At 71.2% G+C, this 21,081-nt stretch carries 18 protein-coding genes; 8 read left to right on the top strand and 10 right to left on the bottom strand.

Translation table 11 applies throughout. From position 1 onward, the window contains the following. Nucleotides 1-21 precede the first annotated feature (21 nt). On the top strand, nucleotides 22-816 hold the full coding sequence (locus tag OO70_RS27890; protein WP_043677000.1) for a class II aldolase/adducin family protein: 795 nt from the start codon (nucleotides 22-24) through the stop codon (nucleotides 814-816). A 19-nt stretch (nucleotides 817-835) separates the two neighbouring features. Here the strand turns inward: OO70_RS27890 and OO70_RS27895 are convergent, their stop codons facing one another. Continuing rightward, complete coding sequence (locus OO70_RS27895) at nucleotides 836-1,735, bottom strand: DUF4429 domain-containing protein (protein ID WP_043677002.1); 900 nt, start codon at nucleotides 1,733-1,735, stop codon at nucleotides 836-838. Nucleotides 1,736-1,953: 218 nt separating this feature from the next. Between OO70_RS27895 and OO70_RS27900 the strand changes: the two genes are divergently transcribed. Continuing rightward, a complete protein-coding gene (locus OO70_RS27900; RefSeq protein WP_043677004.1) occupies nucleotides 1,954-3,234 on the top strand; it encodes a hypothetical protein in 1,281 nt (426 codons plus the stop codon). Nucleotides 3,235-3,363: 129 nt separating this feature from the next. Beyond that, nucleotides 3,364-3,894 (top strand): DoxX family protein, encoded by a 531-nt coding sequence (locus OO70_RS27905; protein ID WP_043677006.1) that lies wholly within the window; start codon nucleotides 3,364-3,366, stop codon nucleotides 3,892-3,894. A gap of 22 nt (nucleotides 3,895-3,916) precedes the next feature. Here OO70_RS27905 and OO70_RS27910 read toward each other — a convergent pair whose 3' ends face one another. Next, nucleotides 3,917-4,159 (bottom strand): hypothetical protein, encoded by a 243-nt coding sequence (locus OO70_RS27910; RefSeq protein WP_043677008.1) that lies wholly within the window; start codon nucleotides 4,157-4,159, stop codon nucleotides 3,917-3,919. Beyond that, a complete protein-coding gene (locus OO70_RS27915; protein WP_043677010.1) occupies nucleotides 4,146-5,567 on the bottom strand; it encodes a PspC domain-containing protein in 1,422 nt (473 codons plus the stop codon). Before OO70_RS27915 ends, OO70_RS27910 begins: the two co-directional genes overlap by 14 nt. Before the next feature lie 209 nt (nucleotides 5,568-5,776). Between OO70_RS27915 and OO70_RS27920 the strand changes: the two genes are divergently transcribed. Both OO70_RS27920 and OO70_RS27925 read left to right on the top strand, forming a co-directional pair. Continuing rightward, nucleotides 5,777-7,069: an ATP-binding protein gene (locus tag OO70_RS27920; protein ID WP_043677247.1), complete on the top strand. Its 1,293-nt coding sequence runs from the start codon at nucleotides 5,777-5,779 to the stop codon at nucleotides 7,067-7,069. Beyond that, the gene (locus OO70_RS27925; protein ID WP_019055616.1) at nucleotides 7,066-7,785 is read left to right on the top strand and encodes a LuxR C-terminal-related transcriptional regulator; all 720 of its coding nucleotides are present in this window, start codon (nucleotides 7,066-7,068) and stop codon (nucleotides 7,783-7,785) included. The genes OO70_RS27920 and OO70_RS27925 overlap by 4 nt, the downstream gene beginning before the upstream one ends. A 45-nt stretch (nucleotides 7,786-7,830) precedes the next feature. Here OO70_RS27925 and OO70_RS27930 read toward each other — a convergent pair whose 3' ends face one another. Next, entirely contained in the window at nucleotides 7,831-8,904 is a 1,074-nt protein-coding gene (locus tag OO70_RS27930) for a C40 family peptidase (protein WP_043677013.1), read from the bottom strand. 449 nt (nucleotides 8,905-9,353) lie between these two features. Here OO70_RS27930 and OO70_RS27935 point away from each other — a divergent pair, with 449 nt between their 5' ends. Continuing rightward, nucleotides 9,354-9,707, top strand: a complete 354-nt coding sequence (locus OO70_RS27935) for a hypothetical protein (protein WP_019055618.1) — start codon at nucleotides 9,354-9,356, stop codon at nucleotides 9,705-9,707. Here the strand turns inward: OO70_RS27935 and OO70_RS27940 are convergent. After that, nucleotides 9,685-10,674 (bottom strand): tellurite resistance/C4-dicarboxylate transporter family protein, encoded by a 990-nt coding sequence (locus OO70_RS27940; protein ID WP_043677014.1) that lies wholly within the window; start codon nucleotides 10,672-10,674, stop codon nucleotides 9,685-9,687. The genes OO70_RS27935 and OO70_RS27940 overlap by 23 nt on opposite strands. Nucleotides 10,675-10,774: 100 nt before the next feature. After that, nucleotides 10,775-11,704 (bottom strand): C40 family peptidase, encoded by a 930-nt coding sequence (locus tag OO70_RS27945; RefSeq protein ID WP_234336934.1) that lies wholly within the window; start codon nucleotides 11,702-11,704, stop codon nucleotides 10,775-10,777. A 233-nt stretch (nucleotides 11,705-11,937) separates the two neighbouring features. On the opposite strand from OO70_RS27945, the gene pcrA reads away from it, so the two are divergent. After that, complete coding sequence (gene pcrA / locus OO70_RS27950; protein ID WP_043677020.1) at nucleotides 11,938-14,439, top strand: DNA helicase PcrA; 2,502 nt, start codon at nucleotides 11,938-11,940, stop codon at nucleotides 14,437-14,439. 21 nt (nucleotides 14,440-14,460) lie between these two features. On the opposite strand, the gene OO70_RS27955 is transcribed toward pcrA, so the two are convergent. Both OO70_RS27955 and OO70_RS27960 read right to left on the bottom strand, forming a co-directional pair. Next, nucleotides 14,461-15,969 (bottom strand): M23 family metallopeptidase, encoded by a 1,509-nt coding sequence (locus OO70_RS27955; RefSeq protein WP_051741675.1) that lies wholly within the window; start codon nucleotides 15,967-15,969, stop codon nucleotides 14,461-14,463. Between the two features lie 238 nt (nucleotides 15,970-16,207). Continuing rightward, a complete protein-coding gene (locus OO70_RS27960) occupies nucleotides 16,208-17,086 on the bottom strand; it encodes an esterase/lipase family protein (protein ID WP_043677027.1) in 879 nt (292 codons plus the stop codon). Nucleotides 17,087-17,463: 377 nt separating this feature from the next. Between OO70_RS27960 and OO70_RS27970 the strand changes: the two genes are divergently transcribed. Continuing rightward, nucleotides 17,464-17,880 (top strand): cobalamin B12-binding domain-containing protein, encoded by a 417-nt coding sequence (locus OO70_RS27970; protein WP_033280095.1) that lies wholly within the window; start codon nucleotides 17,464-17,466, stop codon nucleotides 17,878-17,880. Nucleotides 17,881-18,004: 124 nt separating this feature from the next. On the opposite strand, the gene OO70_RS27975 is transcribed toward OO70_RS27970, so the two are convergent. Continuing rightward, the gene (locus OO70_RS27975) at nucleotides 18,005-19,621 is read right to left on the bottom strand and encodes a DUF5691 domain-containing protein (RefSeq protein WP_043677034.1); all 1,617 of its coding nucleotides are present in this window, start codon (nucleotides 19,619-19,621) and stop codon (nucleotides 18,005-18,007) included. Between the two features lie 31 nt (nucleotides 19,622-19,652). Beyond that, complete coding sequence (locus OO70_RS27980) at nucleotides 19,653-21,005, bottom strand: SWIM zinc finger family protein (protein ID WP_043677036.1); 1,353 nt, start codon at nucleotides 21,003-21,005, stop codon at nucleotides 19,653-19,655. Nucleotides 21,006-21,081 lie beyond the last annotated feature (76 nt).

Here is a 21,081-nt window from a genome sequence, read left to right on the forward strand (position 1 = left end):
AAACCCAGTGCTGGAGGACCGATGCACGGGCCGACGCCGCCCTCCCCCCTGCCCACCGACCGGCTGCAGTTCGCCATGCCGCCGATGCACGAGTCGGTCGAGGACGAACGCCGGCACCGCAAGGAGCGGCTTGCGGGCGCCCTGCGCCTGTTCGGCCGGCTCGGCTTCGAGGACGGGGTCTCGGGGCACATCACGGCCCGCGACCCCGAGTTCACCGACTGCTTCTGGGTCAACCCCTTCGGGATGCCCTTCCGGCACGTCACCGTCAGCGATCTGGTGCTGGCCAACTCCGAGGGCCAGGTGCTCCAGGGCGGCCACCATGTCAACCAGGCCGCCTTCACCGTGCACTCCCAGGTCCACGCCGCCCGCCCGGACGTCGTCGCGGTCGCCCACTGCCACTCCGTGCATGGCCGCGCGCTCTCCGCCCTCGGCGACTTCCTCGACCCGATCAGTCAGGAGAGCTGCGCCTTCTACGAGGACCACGCGCTCTACGACGCCTTCAGCGGTGTCTCCGTCGACGCCGAGGAGGGCAAACGCATCGCCGCCGGGCTCGGCTCGCGCAAGGCGCTGGTGCTCCGCAACCACGGACTGCTGACTGTCGGCGACTCGGTGGACGCGGCGGCCTGGTGGTTCCTGTCCATGGAACGCTCCTGCCAGGTCCAGCTCCTCGCCAAAGCGGCCGGCAGACCCCTCCTCATCGATCACAAACTCGCCGTCGCCACCCGCGAACAGACCGGCGGCGACCTCGTCGCGTGGATCAACTACCAGCCCCTGTGGCAGGACATCAGCCGCAGCGAACCCGACCTCCTCAGCTGAGGCCCCCTGTCCGAACTCCTTATCTGAAACCGCGGAGCACCGCCGCCTTGGTCATCGTGAACTCCTCGTCCGTGAGCACCCCGTCCCGGTGCAGCTCGCCCAACTCCCGCAATCTGCGCAGGAGTACGTCGTGATGGTCGGCCGGCGGCGGGACACTGGCCGCGCGCCGAGGACGATCCGCGAACTCGCCGTTGTCGCGTTCGTGTTCACGGGTCGACGGGTGCGGCAGCCGCGCGGTCACCGCCGTCGCCACCAGCGCGGTGAGCAGATCCCGGCGGGTGCTGCCCCACAGATCGAGGGCGTACGGGTCCTTCTCCGGCGGCAGCTTGGAGAACACCGTCTCGCGGGTCACGAACCGCATGAACCCGTCTTCGTAGCCGGAGTTGGGCAACCACTCCACTTGGACGAGGTCGCCCACGGCGACTATCCGCGGCCCGGTGGCCCGCTTGACGCGCTCCGAGGTGTCCGCCCAGTCGATGCGCACCTGGGCGCCGTCGAAGGACACCGTGCCGTCGGAGGAGCGGACGGAGACCGGGACCGGCGGGCCGGGGAGGAGATAGGCCTTCGTGGGTTCCTTGGGGATCTGGTCGAGGAGCAGCGCGTGCCGGATCTCCTCCGCCACGTACTCGGCGACCCCGGACCGGTCGATGTCCACGATCAGCCGGTACGGATCCGCCGGGTCCGGCAGCCGACCGCCGGTCGCCTGGAGCAGGGGGTCGGCGCCCTCGCGCAGTCTCAGGCGCAGTCGGCCACGCTTGCGTTCGGGTTCGTAGACGACGCCCGCGACGGCTTCGAGGGGCACCGCGATCTCGCCGTACGTCTGCCGGAACAGTGGCACGGAGCGGTGAAGTCCCGGCGTGATACGGACCGTTGTGCCGTCGAAGGCCCAGGTCCCGTCGCGCTGGATGATCTCGGCCATACGCAAATTCTCGCAGCCGGGTCAACACGGCGGCCGCCACTTCACCCGCGCTGACCAGACCTGCCGGACGCGGGCCGTGTCCCGTAGGGCACAATCCGCTGTTGTCGTGCGGGAGTTGCAAGGCGGTGGCCAAAGGCTTCGGAGCCGGCCGCCGAACGTGAGGGCCCGGGGTCGAGGGCCGAGGTCCATGAGGGTCATGGGGAAGGCAGGCGTCGGGCGTGGCGGTGCAGGAGGCGAGACAGGGCGGCGAGCAGCTCGGTGCCCACGGAGGCGGCTGCACCTGCGGGGACTGCCCGCACGGAGCACGCGAGGGGCATCGGCGCGCGGTCGCCGCGTTCCTCGTCAAACGGGACGGCTTCGCGGCCGGGGAGGGGCTGCCGGCGGCGGTGGCGCACTCGGCGTCCGCCTCCCGGCAGTGGGTGTCGGACGAACTGACCCAGTCCGCCGACGCCGTCGCCGAACGCGGCCGTGCCGAGGGCGGCGCCTGGCTGGCGCGCCTGTGGCACCGCACGGCCTTCGCGGTGTGGGGTGCCTTCGTCGTCCTGCTCCTGGTGCAGTCGCTCACCGCGATCGGCGCGGGCTGGACGGCGGCACGCACGGCCGGACTGCTGGCCGCGCTCGTGGTCGCCGGCGCGCTGACGGCCGCCTCCTGGTTCCACCGGGCGCGCGGCGGAGCGCTGGCACCGGTCATCGGTGAGGACAACCGGCTGTCGACCTCCCGCGCGGTGGCCGTCTCCTGGGTGCTGTTCGTGGCGTACGCGGTGCTGGTCCTGGCCGGCCGCCTCGCCGCCGCCTCCGACCACGCCGAACGCGACACCCTCATCTCCGGCCTCGAACTCGCCCGCGGCGCCGGAGTGGTGACCGTCCTCGCCGTCGTCTGCGCGATCGCCGTACTCGTCCGCCGGGTCGTCGGCCTGCGCGTGCTGGGCCAGCGCCTCCAGAAGATCCCCGCCGACCGCCCCCGCGCGGCCGACCTCCTCACCGACGACGCGGGCCGCGGCACCTTCGCCGACATCCAGTACGTCGCGATCAGCGCCGTCGCCCTCGTCTTCGTCGCCGTACGCCTCGCCCGCCGCCCCGACCAACTGCCCGACCTGCCCTGGGGCTTGGCGGTCGTCGTCCTCATCTCCGCCGCGACATACCTGGCCGGCAAGTACGCGGAGGGCGGCCGTCCGGTCATCCTCTCGGTGGTGCGTTCCCGCGAGGCGGGCGACCTCGACGCCCCCATCCGCACCGGCGACGACATCGAGATCCGCGGCGCCGGCTTCGTACCCCCCGGCGCCCAGACCGCCGACCGACTCTCCCGCATGGTCGTCCGCATCGGCCCGGTCAACGTCCACGTCCCCCTGGTCCCGGTCACCGGCGGCTTCTCCAACCCCACGGACACCCTCCTCACCGTCCCCGTCCCGGTAGACGTGGAACCCGGCCGCGTGGAGGTACAGGTCGTGACCGCGGCGGGCGTGGAGACGAACGCCTGCGTGGTCGAGGTGACGGACTGATCGGACTCCTGTACGAGAAGATTCCTGCCGGAGTCGGAAAAACTGGCTGAACCATGGTTGAGCGGGTCCCCCTTTTCGTACGTATGGTCTGTTGAGGGGTCAACGGCGGGCGAGAGGCGGCTAAGGGCGATGACTCACGGCACTCGGATGGATACGCAAACCCCCTACCTCGACGGCGATCGGAACTGGCGGGACACCGCCACCCGATACGCCCTGCTTCCACTGCGCGTCTTCCTCGGCGTCACCTTCATCTACGCCGGCCTGGACAAACTCACCGACAGCGCCTTCATGAAGTCCTCCGGCGCCGGTTCGGTCGGCGAGACGATGCGTGCGGTCCGTGACTCCTCGGCGATCCCGGCCCTGGTCGACCTGTCCCTGAAGAACCCCGTCGGCTTCGGCTACGCCATCGCCTTCGGTGAACTCGCCGTCGGTATCGGCACGTTGATCGGCCTGCTGGCCCGCCTCGCCGCAGTCGGCGGTGCGCTGATCTCGCTCAGCCTGTGGCTGACCGTGAGCTGGCAGTCCGACCCGTACTACTACGGCAACGACCTCGCCTACCTGATGGCCTGGCTGCCCCTCGTCCTCGCGGGCGCCTCCGTGTTCTCCCTGGACGCGGCAATCCGCGGAAGGCGAAGGCAGCGGGCGGGAGGCTACCGGTAGAGCCCCGGCCCGTAGACGATCGTCAGCCGGATATCTCAGGACCAGGGTCGGCCGTGTTCCTACGGCCGGCCCCTCGGCGTCTGCGGATCGCTCCGTTGATGCCCGCCACCACGCCGGCCAGCACCAGGCCGACCGTGACCAGCGGGATCACCGCGAACCACTCGGTCACCCACAGCCCGCCCGCGTCCCCGGCGTAGAGCACGCCCGCGGCGACGAGGAAGAGACCGGCGACCAGCTTCCCGGGCTGGAACTCATGACGCAGCACGGCTGACCTCCGCCTGTCCGACGCCGACGTGGAGGTCCAGATCCAGCGTGCCGGTGCTCTTGACGCCCGTCGCCGGGGTCAGGGTGACCTGCTTGTGCTTGCCCGGCTCCACGTCCACGTCCTTCTTGTCGTCGCCGGGCAACTGGATGTCCCCGACGTTCACGTCCACACTCAGCTTCACCGTCACGTCCGACGGCACGATCACCTTCAACTGCCCGACACCCACCTCGGCGTCCGTCGCGACCGTCTGCCCCTTGGTCAGCCGCAGCCGGGTCAGGTCGAGCGTGCCCACGCCGTTCCCCAGGTCGTACTTCTGCCGCACGTCTGCCACCGCCGCGGGCTGCCAGGTGAGGCGTTCCCAATGGGTGGTGAGGTCCTTGGGCAGCGCCGCCGACGCGGCCAGCAGACCGGCCGTGACGATCGCGAGGAACACCGAGCCCGCTCCCGTACGCCCCAGGAACGCGCTGACCGCGATCCCCAGGCCGAACACGACGAGCGCACAGGCCAGACCCGTCTGCAGGCTGGTGCCGAGCTTCTGGTCGTGCCAGTTCGCGGCGGTGCCGAGGCCACCCGCGAGCAGGGCGAGGAGGAACACCCAGCCGCCGATCCAGCGCGGACCGCGCGTCTTCGGGGCCGTCGGGCGCGGGGTGCGCTGGTCCTCGCGCCAGTGCGGGTACGACGGGCCGAGGCGGATGTCGACCACGTCCGTGATGTCACGGTCGCGGGAGTCGCCGGGGCCCCACAGATAACCGGTGCCACCGACATGTGTGCCGTCCTTGACGATCGGATCGCGCCACCAGGAGGGGTAGGCGGCGGGCACCGGCGGCGCCTGGGCCTCCGGCGGGGCGTCGGCGACGGCCTGCGCGGCCAGCGGGTCGGGGTCGGGGGCGCCGCGCTGCTGCGACCAGTACCCCGCGCCGGCCAGCAGCAGGGAGAGGACGACGGCGAAGGTGAGCACGCTGGCATTGCTCAGCATCGACAGGAACACACCGCAGCCGACCAGCGCGAACAGCACGGCCGCCAGGGCCTGGCCGTCGACGCGGCCGGTGAAGAGCTTGCGGACCTCGTTCTCCTCCTCGTCGTCGTACGGGACGAAGAGCCAGGCGAAGCCGTAGAAGATGAGGCCGATGCCGCCCGTCGCCGAGAGCACCGCGAGGGTGATCCGGAAGATCACCGGGTCCATGTCGCACTGCCGCCCGAGCCCCGCGCACACCCCCGCGAGCACCTTGAACCGCCGGTCCCGCCGGAACCGGTGCGGTGCCGCGACCGCGGTGGCGCCGTCGGGCGCGGTGCCCGGCGCCGACCCGGCACCCGCGCCGGGCACGGCGTCCCGCGGCCCGCCGCCCGCTTGCGGGCCCGGGCCGGAGCCGGGTCCCGGACCCGTCGCGGCGTGCTCGTGATCTGTCATGCGTCCATGCTGCCCGCCGCGAGCCGCCGATGGCAGTCGGGACGACCCTGGCCGAACCCTGAAATCGGCCCCGACCCGGACCGGGGGAGTGTTCGACGACGACCCCGACACCGCGAAAGGCCCCCGCGGCGCGCCGTATTCGAAGATCAGGGGAGTCTCGGGGGTCCACCCTGATGCCCGGAACGGCGGGGCGTGTGAACATCGGTGGCATGCCGGACGCCGCAGCATTGCCAGTCGAGGACCCGCGGCCGCCGCGCAAGCTCTACCGCAGCAGTGACGGACGCTGGCTCGGTGGTGTGGCGCGGGGGCTCGCCGGGCATCTCGGGCTGCCGGTGATCTGGGTGCGGCTGGTGTTCGTGGGGCTGTTCCTCGCGGACGGACTCGGCGCGTTGTTGTACGCCTCGTTCTGGTTCTTCGTGCCGCTCGGCGTCGGCGGGGTCGCCGGGCAGCGGCCCCCGTCCCTCGTCTCCACCGAGACCTCGCCCGACGGCCGCCGCAGACTCGTCGCCCGCAAGCCGGACAAGGGCCAGATCGTCGCCCTGCTCCTCATGGTCGTCGTGGCGCTGGTCTTCGTCGGCAATGTGAATCTGGGCAGCGGCGCCAAGGCCTACCTCTTCCCGGTCGTTCTCGTCGGCGCGGGCGTCGCCCTCGTCTGGCGCCAGGCGGACAACGCCCGCCGCGCCCGCTGGGCAGAGGTCGGCAGCCGCCGCCGTACGCTCAGCCTGCTGCGCGCCGGCGGCGGGGTCCTGCTGGTCACCGCCGGTGCCACCGCGATCTTCGTGCTGCAGGGCTCCGCCGACCACCTCGGCTCGGTCCTCCAGGCGGCCCTCGCGGTCCTCGTCGGCATCACCCTGCTCGCCGGCCCGTATCTCGTGCGGATGACCCAGGACCTGTCCGAGGAGCGCCTGATGCGCATCCGCGCCCAGGAGCGCGCCGAGGTCGCCGCCCATGTCCACGACTCCGTGTTGCACACCCTGACCCTGATCCAGCGCAACGCGGAGAGCCCGAACGAGGTGCGCCGCCTGGCCCGCGCCCAGGAGCGCGACCTTCGCGCCTGGCTCTACAAACCGGAGGGCACCGGCAAGGACGAGGCCGACGAACCCGACACCCTCGCCGAGGCCGTGCGGCGCAGTGCGGCGGAGGTCGAGGACAAGCACGGCGTCCCCATCGAGGTCGTCGTCGTCGGCGACTGCCCACTCGACGACGGAATCGGCGCCCAGATGCAGGCCGCGCGCGAAGCGATGGTGAACGCGGCCAAGTACGGTGGCGAGGGCGGCGCCGTGCAGGTCTACGCCGAGGTGGAGGGGAAGAAGGTCTTCGTGTCCGTCCGTGACCGCGGACCGGGCTTCGACCTCGACTCGATACCCGCCGACCGCATGGGCGTCAGAGAATCGATCATCGGCCGTATGGAGCGCCACGGCGGCACGGCACGCCTGCGCGCGGTGCCGGACGGCGGTACCGAGGTCGAGCTGGAGATGGAGAGGGCGGAGAAGACGTCATGAGCGACGCGACCGAGACGAACGAACCGGCGGAACCGACCGGCGGGAGCGCGGGCGGGCGTCACGTGCGCGTGGTCCTCGTCGACGACCACCGCATGTTCCGCACGGGAGTCCAGGCCGAGATCGGCCGCACCGAGGAGACCGGCGTCGAGGTGGTCGGCGAGGCCGCGGACGTCGACCAGGCGGTCACGGTCATCACCGCGACCCGCCCCGAGGTGGTCCTCCTCGACGTCCACCTCCCGGGCGGCGGCGGGGTCGAAGTCCTGCGCCGCTGCGCCCCGTTGATGAGCGACGCCGAGCAGCCCGTCCGCTTCCTCGCGCTGTCCGTGTCGGACGCGGCGGAGGACGTGATCGGGGTGATCCGCGGGGGTGCGCGCGGCTACGTCACCAAGACGATCACCGGCACGGACCTCGTCAACTCCGTCTTCCGGGTCCAGGAGGGCGACGCCGTCTTCTCCCCGCGCCTGGCCGGCTTCGTCCTCGACGCGTTCGCGTCGACCGACGCCCCGCCGGTCGACGAGGATCTCGACCGCCTCACCCAGCGCGAGCGCGAGGTGCTGCGCCTCATCGCGCGGGGCTACGCCTACAAGGAGATCGCCAAGCAGCTGTTCATCTCGGTGAAGACGGTCGAGTCCCATGTCTCGGCGGTGCTGAGGAAGCTCCAGCTGTCGAACCGGCACGAGCTGACCCGGTGGGCGACGGCACGCCGACTGGTATGACCCGTAAGGGAGTTCACCTGAGCCCCGGGGAGGTCCCCTGGGGACTCACACCACCCGGGTCGCCCCCGCGAAGGGCATCTCGTCGATCGGCGCCAGTCGCACCGGAGCCGTCGGGTTCGGGGCGTGGATCATCTGGCCGTCGCCGACGTAGATGCCGACGTGGCTGATGCCCGAGTAGAAGAACACCAGGTCGCCGGGGCGCAGTTCGGACCGGGAGACGCGCTGGCCGGCGTTGATCTGGGCGTAGGTCGTGCGGGGGAGGGAGACCCCGGCGGAGCTGTAGGCGGCCTGGACGAGGCCCGAGCAGTCGAAGGCGTTGGGGCCCGTCGCGCCCCAGACGTAGGGGCTGCCGAGCTTCTGGTAGGCGTAGGAAACGGCCGCCGCGGCACGGGAGTTGGGGGCGTCGGCCGCGGCGGCCGAGGAACCGGGCGCGGCCAGGGCGCCCCGTGCCGTGGTCGACGACCGTGACGCGCGGCCGGAGCCACTCGCCTCGCCGACCTGGGCCCGCTGCTGCGGAGGCAGCGTCGACAGCAGGCGGCGGGCCTGGTCCAGCTTGCCGTTGATGGTCTTCTTCTGCCTGCCGAGTTCGGCCTGCCGTGACTTCAGCGAGGTCAGCTCGATGTGGGCGGCGCCGCGCAACTGCTCGATCTCGCGCAGCTGTTGCCGTACGAGGGCGACGGCCGCCGTCTGCCGGTGGCCCACCCGGTCGGCGAACTCGGCGCCGTCCAGATACTGTTCGGGGTCGTCGGAGAGCATGAGCTGCACCGCGGGGTCGATCCCGCCGCTGCGGTACTGCGCCGCGGCGACGTAACCCAGGGCCTCCCGTGCCGAGTTGAGCTTCTCAGTCTTCCGTGCCGCCTCGTCCCGCAGGGTGCCCAGCTTCTTCTCGGCCGCGTCCGCCTTCTCCTTCGCGCCGTCGTACTTCTCGGTCGCGACCTCCGCCTCCTGGTACAGCTTGTCCACCTTGGCCTTGACCTGCGTCGGTGTCAGCTGCGGCTCGGCGTGCGAGGTTCCGTCGAAACCCGTCGCCGTCGCCGCGCCCGCCAGGGCGATCGTGGCCGCCGTCCGGGCTGTATTGCCGCTGAGCGAGCGCTGTCGGGGCTTGCGGTGCGCTGCCACGTGGACTGCACGTCCTTTCGTACGACCGCCGGGGGAGCGGGCGGTTGCGCGTCCGGCGGCGGCCCGCACAGGGGGAGCGGGCCGCCGCCGGACCTTCTCGGCGGTGGTGTCCGACTGCCGCCCCTGGTCCGGGCGGCGGTGGGGAGCCGGTCACCTGGTGGAGGACGCTAAACCTGACGATGACGGCCCGGTAACGCATGTACGGAACTGACGTCAGGTGATCGAGAATTGACCATGAGTGACTGTGATCCCGGTCCGGGGTCGCCGACTTGACGCGGTGCGCTGACCGATGAGGCGGTTCCGGCGCGGCGGGGACGACGCGATGCTATGGGCGCATATATGCAAGGGCGAGGAAGTCGCTACGGTCGACGAAGCCGCTACGGCTGAGGAAGCCGCTACAGAGGGGCGGTGTCGGTCGGCCCCCGAGCCCCTGACTAGGCTCCGGCCCCATGGACGTACTCATCCATCTCTTCGTCGGCCTGCACATCATCGGCATCGCGGCGCTGCTCGGCGGTTTCCTCACCCAGATGAAGGCGATGGGCCAGGGCACGGCCCGCTTCGTCCCCGGCATGCTGCACGGCGCGCTGACCATGCTGGTCACCGGCGCGATCCTGGTCGGCCTCAACCAGGCCGACGATCAGCACGTCAACAACATCAAGATCGGCATCAAGCTCGCGCTGCTGATCGTGATCCTCGGGCTCGTCTACGTGAAGCGGGACGAGGAGACGGTCGACAAGAGCCAGTTCGCGCTGGTGGGCGGGCTCACCATGGTGAACATCTTCATCGCGGTCCTGTGGACGTGACCCCGGACGTGGCGGCGAGGTAGAACCGGACCGTCCCCGCGGCGACCACCAGCCAGGCCGCCACCGCGATCCACAGCACCACCTCTCCGGGCGTCCGCAGCCACGACACGTCCACGGCGGTACCCACGGACAGCATGGTCGCCGCCGTCATCCCCAGCGGGAACACCGTCGACCAGCGGCGCACGTCGAAACGGAGTCGCGGCCGGGCGACCTCGGCGGCGATCAGGACCACGCACCAGGCCACGTCGATCACCAGCAGCGCCACGGTCACGGCCCGCAGGACGCCCCGGTCGTCGGAGTTCCACAGGTACAGGCGCGCGCTGTCGGCGGCGATCAGCTTCGAACCGGCAAGCGCCGAGACGGCGAGCGCGCCGCCCACGATCCAGTGGTCACCGGTTCCCGTGATCAGCTGCCGCCACTCGAACCGGGCCAGGGCGAACCCGTAGAGGACCAGCCCGAACCAGAACAGCACCAGCGCCGTGTGCGCGAGCCAGGCCACCGCCTCGGCGCCGGCGATCGTGGCCCCCAGCACCGCGAGCGACTGGGTGGCAACACACCCGAGGAACACGGTCCCCGGCATCCGCCCCTGCCAGTTCCGGACGACCCGCACGAGCAGCCCCGGCCACAACACCGTGGCCAGTGCGAGCAGGGCCTCGGCGACGGTCTGCCAGCCTCCTACGGAGAACCGGGTCCCGAGTACGGCGGTCGCGGCCACGGCGGTCAGCGCGCCGGGTGTCCCGGCCTCCGTGAGCCACCGCTGCCGGTCCCGCAGCAGCCGTACGACGAAGTCGCCGGCCAGTCCCAGCCAGAAGGCGCAGGCCACCGCGAAGGCGATACGGGACAGCACCTCGTAGCCCGTGAGATGGAGGCCGACCGACATGATCGCAGTCGCCATCACGACGGCTCCGGCCGCCGGCGGACGCTGCGCCCACCAGGCGCGGAAACGGGAGGTACCGGTACCGGACATGGCCCGATGCTAGGGAGCCGTCCCGGTGCCGACGGCGGGCCACGCGCGCGTGGAGTTCAAAAACACCTGCACGCGTGCGTGCCCCCCGGGGGGACTCGGCTCAGGCCGGCCGCACCACGCTGTGGATGATCGCCGCGCCGTCGTAGTGGATCGACTCCTCGCGGACGTAGGCGCCGGGCTTCGGGGCGTGGATCATCATGTCGTTGCCCACGTGGACGCCGACGTGGCTGATGTCGTCGTGGAAGAAGACCAGGTCACCGGGTTGGGCGTCGGCCAGGGACACCGTCGTTCCGGCGTTCACCTGGTCGGTGATGGCGCGCGGGAGGGTGACGCAGGCGGCCCTCCAGGCGGCCTGGGTGAGGCCTGAGCAGTCGTACGAGTCGGGGCCGGCGGCGCCCCAGACGTACGGCTTGCCGACCTGGGCGCGGGCGAAGGCGACGGCCTTGGCGGCCTTGGTGGCGTACGAGGAGTCGGAAGGGGCGTTCTGCGCGGTCAGCCGCGCCAGCAACTCGCGCGCGGTGGAGAGCTTCTTCTGGACGGTGGCCTTGGCCGTCCTCAGGTCACTCTGCGGGTCCTCCGGGGTCCGGAGACTCTCGGCCGTCTCTTGACGAACCGCGTCCGTCTCTTGATGGACCGTGTCCTTCCGGCGGTTGGTCAGCCGGCTCATCACCTGGGCCTGGTCGAAGTAGCCCTGCGGGGTGTCCGGGAGCTGGAAGGTCGAGGCGTCCGGGGCGGAGGCGCCGGTGCGGTACTGCGCGGCGACGAACGAACCCAGCCGTTCCCGCGCGGAGTTGAGCTTCCGCGCGAGCTCGGTCGCGTCGTCCGGGCGGGAGTCGACGCGCTTGCGCTGCTTCGACGCCCTCTCCTGGGCCGTGTTGTGTTTCTCGGTCGCCGACTCCGCCCGCCGGTAGAGGTCGTCGACCTTCTTCTCGACCTCTCCGAGGGCCTGGTTGCCGTCGTCGGCGGCGGGGGTCCATATGCCTGCGATGCGCTTGCCCGCGGAACGCGGTTTGCGGTGCGACGACGCCAAAGGAGGCGACTCCATCTCATGTCGGAGGGGTCGTGGAACTTGATCGAACGCTAACCAACTCGTGTGGTTCGTGTGAAGGTTGGTGTTCGATATGCCCGACATGTTTCCGTGACCTCCGTCATGAGGGAGACCGGTCGTCGCTGATCGTGACGAGACGGTTCTGGACCGTGAAATGTGCCGAGTTCTCGGGGTGGCGGTCGGTTGTCAGTGGGGCGCTCTAAACTCGGAGGGCGATGAGCAGCCTCTTTGACGACAGCTTCCTGGCGGATCTTCAGGCCCCTCGGGCCCATGACGAAGAGCCTCCGCCACCGCCCGAGGACGAGCACGTACCGGAGCCGGTTCCGGACGACCTGTTCGGCGGCAAGTTCGACGTGCCCGCGAGCAGAGACGCCTACTACCGCGACGGCGCCCCACGCCCCGCGGTCGACCCGGCCGCGCTCCTGGACGGGCTGAACGAGAACCAGCGCGCGGCCGTCGTGCACTCCGACACCCCGCTGCTCATCGTGGCCGGCGCCGGTTCCGGCAAGACCCGCGTGCTCACCCACCGCATCGCCTACCTCCTCGGCGAGCGCAATGTGCACCCGGGCCAGATCCTCGCGATCACCTTCACCAACAAGGCCGCGGGCGAGATGAAGGAGCGCGTCGAACAGCTCGTCGGCCCGCGCGCCAACGCGATGTGGGTGATGACCTTCCACAGCGCGTGCGTGCGCATCCTGCGCCGCGAGTCGAAGAAGCTCGGCTTCACGTCCTCGTTCTCGATCTACGACGCCGCCGACTCCAAGCGCCTCATGGCCCTGGTCTGCCGCGACCTGGACCTCGACCCGAAGCGCTTCCCGCCGAAGTCCTTCAGCGCCAAGATCAGCAATCTGAAGAACGAGCTGATCGACGAGGAGGACTTCGCCGCCCAGGCCACCGACGGCTTCGAGAAGACCGTCGCCCAGGCCTACGCGATGTACCAGTCGCGGCTGCGCGAGGCCAACGCCCTCGACTTCGACGACCTGATCATGACCACGGTCAACCTGCTGCGTGCCTTCCCGGACGTCGCCGAGCACTACCGCCGCCGCTTCCGCCACGTCATGGTCGACGAGTACCAGGACACCAACCACGCGCAGTACGCGCTGGTGCGTGAGCTGGTCGGTACCGGCGCGCACGACGAGGACGTACCGCCCGCCGAACACGACCTGCCGCCCGCCGAGTTGTGCGTCGTGGGTGACGCCGACCAGTCGATCTACGCCTTCCGGGGTGCGACGATCCGCAACATCCTCCAGTTCGAGGAGGACTACCCGAACGCGACGACGATCCTCCTGGAGCAGAACTACCGCTCCACACAGACGATCCTCTCCGCCGCCAACGCGGTCATCGAGCGCAACGAGTCCCGCCGCCCCAAGAACCTGTGGACCAACGCGGGCGCGGGCGCGCAGATCACCGGCTATGTCGCGGACACGGAGCACGACGAGGCGCAGTTCGTCGCCGAGGAGATAGACCGTCTCACCGACGCGGGCCAGGCGAAGGCCTCGGACGTCGCCGTCTTCTACCGGACGAACGCCCAGTCCCGCGTCTTCGAGGAGATCTTCATCCGCGTAGGCCTGCCCTACAAGGTCGTCGGCGGTGTCCGCTTCTACGAGCGCAAGGAGGTCCGGGACGTCCTGGCCTACCTCCGCGTGCTGGCCAACCCGGAGGACGCGGTCCCGCTGCGCCGCATCCTCAACGTCCCCAAGCGCGGCATCGGCGAGCGCGCCGAGGCGATGATCGACGCCCTCTCCCAGCGCGAGAAGATCAGCTTCCCGCAGGCGTTGAAGCGCGTCGACGAGGCGTACGGCATGGCCGCGCGGTCGACGAACGCGGTCAAGAAGTTCAACACGCTGATGGAGGACCTCCGTACGATCGTCGAGTCCGGCGCGGGCCCGGCGACGGTCCTGGAGGCGATCCTCGAACGCACCGGCTATCTCGCCGAGTTGCAGGCCTCCACCGACCCGCAGGACGAGACCCGCATCGAGAACCTCCAGGAACTCGCCGCCGTGGCCCTGGAGTTCGAGCAGGAGAACAGTTCAGGCGACGGCGAGAGCGAGACGCCCGTCGGGCTCGCCGCTTTCCTGGAGCGGGTCGCGCTGGTCGCCGACTCCGACCAGATCCCCGACGAGGACGAGGACGGCTCCGGAGTCATCACCCTCATGACTCTGCACACGGCCAAGGGACTCGAGTTCCCGGTCGTCTTCCTCACCGGCATGGAGGACGGCGTCTTCCCGCACATGCGCGCCCTCGGCCAGGCCAAGGAGCTGGAGGAGGAGCGACGCCTCGCCTATGTGGGCATCACGCGCGCGCGTGAACGCCTGTATCTGACGCGGTCGTCGCTGCGCAGCGCCTGGGGCCAGCCGTCGTACAACCCGCCCTCCCGCTTCCTGGAGGAGATCCCGGCGGCGCACGTGGAGTGGAAGCGGACCGGCGCCATGGCGGCTCCGCCGTCCACGGGTCCGGCCTCGGGCATCGCGGCCTCGCTGTCCTCGTCCCGTTCGCGTTCCTCGGCGTCGGGTGCGTCGGGCTTCGCCACGCGCAGGACCTCGGAGAAGCCGGTCGTGTCCCTGGCCGTCGGTGACCGGGTCACGCACGACCAGTTCGGCCTCGGCACGGTCGTCGGTGTGAACGGCACGGGGGCGAACGCGGAGGCGACGGTCGACTTCGGGGAGCCGAAGCCGAAGCGCCTGCTGCTGCGGTACGCGCCGGTGGAAAAGCTGTAGTTCTGAAGGGAGTTGGGGCGCTTACGTCGGGTCGAGCCCGTGGCTGCGAAGCCACGGGAGCGGGTCGATCGCCGCGCCGCCCGCAGGGCGCACCTCGAAGTGCAGGTGCGGTCCGGTGGAGTTGCCGGAGTTCCCGGAGTACGCGATCGGGTCGCCGGCCTTGACCGTCGTACCGGAAGCGACCCGGTAGCTGGAGAGGTGGCAGTACCAGGTCTGCGTGCCGTCCTTCTCCGTGAGGATCAGCATGTTGCCGTAGGCGCTGTTCCACTTCGTACTGACGACGCCGTCCGTCGCGGCCATCACCGTCGTGCCGTACGAGACAGGGAAGTCGATGCCCGTGTGCACGGACATCCAGTTGACGCCGGCCTGGCCGAAGTAGGCGCTGAGGCCCTTCTGCGTGACCGGCAGCACGTACTTGGGGCGCAGCCGCTCCTTGCGGGCGGCCTCCGCAGCGGCCTTCTTCTTCTCGGCCTCCTGCTGGGCCTTGAGGTCGATACGTTCCTGCGTCCGGCTGGCCCGGTCGGCGAAGTCGTCGGCACCGGCCGACAGGCTCTTGATCTGGGCGTCCAGCTTGTTGTTCGCGGTGGACGGCTTCACCGAGGTCGTGTCGGACGCGGAGGCCGTCGTGTCACTGCCACCGGTCAGCGTGCCGACGGACGCGGCGGCGATACCGGCGACACCCATCACACACGCGGACGGTACGGCGATGGTCATCAACGCGGAGCGCTTCGGGGGCGTACGACGCCGGGACCGGCTCCCGTTGCGGGACGCGGCCCGCGAGGCGGCGGCCGGGGCCGGGGTGAACTCCTCCTGGTCCTCGAGGAGTTCGGGGTGGGTCTGGGGCCCGTCCGGTTCCGGCTCGGCCTCGTCGAGGGCGGGCATCTCGCCGGTGGCCGTCAACTCGCCGTCTTCCGGGGCGGGTTCGTCGTACGTGCCCTCGTGCGTCACGTCGTACGACGCCTGCTCGAAGGTCGTGGTCGCCTCGGCGGGGCTGCCGTCGGCGTTCCACTGCGTGGCGTCGTAGGCGCCCGTGTCGAAGGCCTGCGTGCCCCATTGCCAGTGCTGGGTCTGGTCGGCGGGGGCGGAACCGGTGGACTGGTCCGGCTGGAGCCAGGCGTTCGCGTCCCACTGGCCGCTGATGTCGGGGGCGGCGGTCTGCGGCGGGATGGCGGACAGCTGCTGGTAGTCGGCCGACCAGGCGGTGGTCTCGTAGGCGCCCGTGTCGTAGGCGGCGTGGTGCTGGGCCGCGTACGGGTCGTAGTTCAGGGTGTGTTGGGCACCTGAGGACCAGGCCGAGGAGTCGTAGGCGCCGGTGACCTGCGAACCGGTGTCGTGGCCGTGGCCCGACATGTCGCCGAAGAGGGGGTCGGTGGCGAAGCTCGCGGTGGCCTGGCCGCCGTCCGCGCCCGGATGAAAACCCGTGGCGGTGTGGTCGCCGTACGTGGTGAAGTCACCGTACTGGGCGTCCTGGCCGCCGTACGACGCGTAGTGCGCCGAGGTGGCATCGGAAGCCGGGGCCGGGGTGGTCATGGTCCCCGACGGGTGACGGTCGTTCACCAACTTCTCTTTCGCCTCGACAACAGGGGCTGGCAGAGCAGTGCGGTGGACTGTACCCGGCAGTATGCGGGCGCGACAATCTTCGTCAGGTTTCCTGCCTGCCGGAAACGGGCATTCGGCCGTGTTTCGGGGGACGGCGGGCACGGGTTTGGCCTTGCGTTCGAATAGCGTGCGATATCCAGGGGGCTGTGCGCCCGCTGTCGGTGCCCGGTCAGGCCACTGTCAGGCCGCCGGTGCGGGTGGCGGGGTGGGCGGCCGCATGTGCTTCCGTCCGCGGAGTGTCGAGGGCCTGGCGGATGCCGGTCGCGACGGCGGGGTGGACCGGTAGAGCGAGATGGCCGATGCCGCTGACCTGCACGTTCTGTGCGATCAGGTCGGGGTGGTCGATGCAGGCCGTCTCCAGCGGCTCCATCAGGTGGTCCAGATCGCTCCAGAAACTGACGAAGTGCGTACGGCAGCCGGGGGCCGGGCGGGTCAGCTCCTCGATCACCGCCGAGCCGGGCCGCATCTGGCGGACGATCGGGTGGGCGTTGGCCAGCGGGGCGACGGCGGTCCCGGAGTGCGGGGTGCCGAGCGTCACGAGCGTGCGGACCCGCAGGTCGCCGCCGAGCCGCTGCACGTAGTACCGCGCGATCAGCCCGCCGAGGCTGTGCCCGACGATGTCCACCTCCTTGCTGCCCGTGCGCTCGCAGATCTCCTCGATGTGCCGGCCCAGCAGCTCCGCCGCCGTGCGGATGTCGCAGGTCAGCGGCGAGTAGTTGAGCGACTCGACCTGCCGGCGGCCGTGCTCGGCCAGGGAACGGCGCAGCAGCACGAAGACCGAGCGGTTGTCGATGAACCCGTGCAGCAGCACCACCGGAGGCTTCGCCTCGGTCGGCAGCGGCGCCGCGTCCTCCGGGGAGGGGGCCGGAGGAAGCGGCGCCCGGCGTTCCTGGGCGATGCCGGAGGGATAGAGGAGAAGGTGGCCCGCGAGGATCGCGATCTCCAGGGCGGTCGCTTTCAGGAGGGTCAGGGAGAGGCCCGCCAGCCTGCTGGGCAGCAGGCGCTGGCAGAGGGGGAGAAAGGGCAGCGCAGCCCCGGTGACCTTCATGGCCGACCTCCTGTCGGCACACGGAACGACAGCTCCGTCCCCCGTGTGCCCTCGTGGGAGGCCACGGCGAGGGTCACCGACGGTGCGCGAGGGGTACGCGGGGCGTGCCCTTCGTGCGTGTGCCGATGCGCCGCACCTCCACGTCGCGCGGCCTGCGGCGCGGTGGTGCGGCGACCTCGTTGCGGCTCCCGTTGCGCTTGTTCCCGCTGGAACGCTGCGCGGCGAACGTGTCCCATCGTGTGATTTCCCCCTCGGTATCCGCCGCGAAACTGCCGGTTGCGGGATGCTGGAGATAACGTTCGTTCACTTCCCGCACTGGCGCGGGTACCGCGGTACCCGTCGGTAGGGATGGACGCAGTCGCTTCATGGAGGCAGTGATGGGTGTGGCAGCCGGTCCGATCCGCGTGGTGGTGGCCAAGCCGGGGCTCGACGGCCACGATCGCGGGGCCAAGGTGATCGCGCGGGCGCTGCGCGACGCCGGTATGGAGGTCATCTACACCGGCCTCCACCAGACCCCCGAGCAGATCGTCGACACCGCGATCCAGGAGGACGCCGACGCGATCGGCCTCTCCATTCTCTCCGGCGCCCACAACACCCTCTTCGCCGCGGTGATCGACCTCCTCAAGCAGCGCGAGGCGGAGGACATCCTGGTCTTCGGCGGCGGAATCATCCCCGAGGCGGACATCGCCCCCCTGAAGGAGAAGGGCGTCGCGGAGATCTTCACCCCCGGGGCGACGACGCAGGCGATCGTGGACTGGGTGCGGGAGAACGTGCGACAGCCGGCCGGGGCGTAGGTTCACTTTCCAGCGGGGGTGATTGTCCAGCCCGTCCGGCGTTTGAGGACGAGGCCGTTCAGGCCGAAGGGGGGTTTGGGGGCGCAGCCCCCAAGCTTCTACGGCGCCTCCAACCCCGCCGCTTCTACGGCGCCCCCAACTCCTCCGCCATCGCCGCGCGCAACCGCAACGTAGTAACCAGCCGCTGAAACGCCTCCGCCCAATAGCCTCCGGCTCCCGGCGCCGCGTCCTCCGACTCGTCCGGCACCGCCAGCAACCCGTCGAGCCGGCTCGCCTCGCCCGGATCGAGACACCGCTCGGCCAGCCCCATCACCCCACTGAAACTCCATGGATAACTCCCCGCGTCCCGCGCGATGTTGAGCGCGTCCACGACAGCCCGCCCAAGCGGCGCAGCCCACGGCACGGCACACACCCCGAGCAGCTGAAACGCCTCGGACAGCCCCTGCGCCGCGATGAACCCGGCCACCCACTCGGCCCGTTCACCCCCGCCGAGCGTCCCCAGCAGCTTGGCGCGCTCGGCCAGGGACACCGCCCCCGGCCCACCCGCCTCGGGCGCGGACGGCGTCCCCAGCAGTACTCGCGCCCACTCGGCGTTCCGCTGCCGCACAGCCGCCCGGCACCACGCGGCGTGCAACTCGCTCCGCCAGTCGTCCGCCACCGGAAGCGCCACGATCTCCCCGGGCGTACGCCCGCCCAGCCGCCGCTCCCAGGTCCCGAGCGGAGTCGCCTCCACCAACTGGCCGAACCACCACGAGCGTTCACCCCGTCCCGCCGGAGCCTTGGCGACCACTCCGTCCCGCTCCATGCCCGAATCGCACTCGTGCGGCGCCTCGACGACCAGCCCCGGTTCCTCCCGCGTGCGGTCGACGGCCACGCAGGCAGCTGCCCGGACCGCCATCCGCGCGGCGAGCGCCGAGTCGGGGAGCGCCGACAGCAACTCCGCCGCCGTGGCACGTACGTTGCGGCTCCGGTCGGCCAACGCCTGTTCCAGGAACGGCTCGTCCTCGGCCGTGAGACCCATCCGCAGCGAGTCCAGGAACATGAGTCTGTCCTCCGCCCGCTCCGTCGCCCAGGTCGTGACGAGCAACTCGCGTGCGGCCGCGGGCCGGTGTGCGCGTATCGCCGCGAGCAGGGCGACGCGTTCGGCGAACAGCCCCTCCTGCCACAGCTGTTGGACCCTGTCCGGGTCGTCGAGGTCCGGCAGCGCTGTGCCGCCGCCCGGTGTCGCGCGCAGGGCGAACCGCCAGTCCGGGTTCAGCCGGGCCAGCCACAGCGCGCGCGGGCCCGCGAACTCCAGCGCCGCCGGCCGCAGATCCGTACGCCCCCGGGCCGCGTCCAGCAGCGCGGGCAGCGCCTGGACGGGTGCCGCGAACCCACGCGCGTTCGCCGCCGTGAGCCACTGGGGCAGCAACTCCATGAGATCCGGCGAGGTGCCCCTACGGCCCCCGCCGCCGGTACCGGGACGGTCGGTCAGGAGCATCGCCAGTCTGCGGGCCGCCGCCGTGGGCAGCGCCGGACGCCCGTCGGGCGCGGCCGGCTCCGGACGCTCGGCCGCCCGCGCCGCACACAGCCCCGCCCGCCGCCGTACGGTCTCCACGGCCGCCGCGTCCAGCAGTGCCACGGGTGCGTCCGGGCCCGGCACGTACCCCGGAGGCGTACGGCGGTCCGTGCCGAGCAGTGCTGTGGTGACGAGTTCCTCCCAGTCGCCCGCAGTGGGCGCCGGAGCGGAGATGCTGTTCATACGGTGCCTTCCGTCGAGTTGGTGAGGGAGCTCAGCACAGGGACACCGGCTCTCCCGGCCCCTCCGGCCAGGCCGTCAGCGGGGTGAAGCCGCGGTGGCCCAGTTCGCCGAAGACCTTGACCGGGGCGCCGCCGGAGAGCGCGACGAGCCGCCACAGACCGGGGCGGGAACGGGCGGCCGGGGTGAGGGGGAGCGCCAAGTCCGCGTCGGCGTCCGCCAGTTGCCAGGAGTCGCCGTCGGGAGTCGGTACGACCCGCTCCAGCGTCACGGGGACCGCGTCCAGCCATGGGTCGTGCCGCAGCGCTTCCCCGTAGCGGGCGGCGGCCTGCGCCGTCGTCACGCCTCGCGGTCGGGCCGTCGTAGGAGAGGGCGGTGCGAACTGCTCGCCCAGGGCCGCCCGGAGCTGCCCGGCGCCCGGGAACGCGGACACCTCCGCCTCCAGGGTCAGCCCCATCGGCAGCGCCAACTCGGGGGCGCGGCCGGCGGCGCCGTAGGCGAGGAGCAGGCTGGTGCGGCCGGAGTCCGTGCCGTGGAGCCATATTCTTCGGGTCGTCAGTTTCGGGTCCGTCGTGTCGTACTGGGCGAGGACCAGCCAGTGGTCGCGGAGCGGTGGGCCGCCGGCCGAGCCGGGCAGGCCGATGCGGGAACGGACCGTCGCCGCCAGGTCGTCGGGCAGTCGCTCGCGGCGCAGCCAGGCCTGGTCGAGGAGGTGGAGCAGCGCGCACTCCTCCAGCAGCCGTACGGGCCAACCGGGTCCCGAGGACGGGATCGCCCCCAACTCCCTTGCGCGTGCGGCCAGTCCGGGGGCCTGCGCGTCGACCATGCGGGCCGCGGTCTCCTCCCACAGTCCGTACCCCGCCTGCTCCGCCGAGGCGAGGCCGGTGCGCAGCAGGTCCGTCAGCCGCTGCTCCAACTCCGCCGCGCCCGCGGTGATCCGCTCGGCCCGGCGCTCCGCCCTGCGCCGCGCCGCCTCCGGATCAGCGGCGGCCGGGGAACCGGACGCGTCCGCCGCCCGTTTCTCCGCCGTCCGCTTCCGCCGTCCCGCCAGCCACTGCTCGGCCCAGTCCGGCGCCTGCCCCGACGGCACCGCACCGTCCCCGCCCGCCCACAACAGCAGCAGTCCCAGCGCGTGTTTGCACGGGAACTTGCGGCTCGGACAACTGCACTTGTACGCCGGTCCCGCCGTGTCCGCGATGTCGATGACCGTCTGATACGGCTTGCTGCCACTGCCCTTGCACAGCCCCCACACCGTCCCCTCGCCAGAACTGCCCGCCTCGGACCACGGCCCCGCCGCCCCGAGCTTGCTTCCCGCTTTGCGTGACGCTGCGTCAGGCGCCAGTGCCAGCACCTGGTCAGCCGTCCAGCGCACCCCCTGCTGAGTCATGTCATCGAAGGTAGATCCCGGCACTGACAATCGGTCCGCGAGTGGGTGGCGGGCGAGGTGGCGGGGCGGTGGTGGG

This window comes from Streptomyces xylophagus, from assembly GCF_000716435.1.
Classification (GTDB): Bacteria; Actinomycetota; Actinomycetes; order Streptomycetales; family Streptomycetaceae; genus Streptomyces; species Streptomyces xylophagus.

Excerpts from the sequence above, each read along its gene's own strand:
- OO70_RS27890 (WP_043677000.1), top strand. The coding sequence starts at position 22 with ATGCACGGGCCGACGCCGCCCTCCCCCCTGCCCACCGACCGGCTGCAG.
- OO70_RS27895 (WP_043677002.1), bottom strand. The coding sequence starts at position 1,735 with ATGGCCGAGATCATCCAGCGCGACGGGACCTGGGCCTTCGACGGCACA.
- OO70_RS27905 (WP_043677006.1), top strand. The coding sequence starts at position 3,364 with ATGACTCACGGCACTCGGATGGATACGCAAACCCCCTACCTCGACGGC.
- OO70_RS27915 (WP_043677010.1), bottom strand. The coding sequence starts at position 5,567 with ATGACAGATCACGAGCACGCCGCGACGGGTCCGGGACCCGGCTCCGGC.
- OO70_RS27920 (WP_043677247.1), top strand. The coding sequence starts at position 5,777 with ATGCCGGACGCCGCAGCATTGCCAGTCGAGGACCCGCGGCCGCCGCGC.
- OO70_RS27925 (WP_019055616.1), top strand. The coding sequence starts at position 7,066 with ATGAGCGACGCGACCGAGACGAACGAACCGGCGGAACCGACCGGCGGG.
- OO70_RS27935 (WP_019055618.1), top strand. The coding sequence starts at position 9,354 with ATGGACGTACTCATCCATCTCTTCGTCGGCCTGCACATCATCGGCATC.
- OO70_RS27940 (WP_043677014.1), bottom strand. The coding sequence starts at position 10,674 with ATGTCCGGTACCGGTACCTCCCGTTTCCGCGCCTGGTGGGCGCAGCGT.
- pcrA (WP_043677020.1), top strand. The coding sequence starts at position 11,938 with ATGAGCAGCCTCTTTGACGACAGCTTCCTGGCGGATCTTCAGGCCCCT.
- OO70_RS27955 (WP_051741675.1), bottom strand. The coding sequence starts at position 15,969 with ATGACCACCCCGGCCCCGGCTTCCGATGCCACCTCGGCGCACTACGCG.
- OO70_RS27960 (WP_043677027.1), bottom strand. The coding sequence starts at position 17,086 with ATGAAGGTCACCGGGGCTGCGCTGCCCTTTCTCCCCCTCTGCCAGCGC.
- OO70_RS27970 (WP_033280095.1), top strand. The coding sequence starts at position 17,464 with ATGGGTGTGGCAGCCGGTCCGATCCGCGTGGTGGTGGCCAAGCCGGGG.
- OO70_RS27975 (WP_043677034.1), bottom strand. The coding sequence starts at position 19,621 with ATGAACAGCATCTCCGCTCCGGCGCCCACTGCGGGCGACTGGGAGGAA.
- OO70_RS27980 (WP_043677036.1), bottom strand. The coding sequence starts at position 21,005 with ATGACTCAGCAGGGGGTGCGCTGGACGGCTGACCAGGTGCTGGCACTG.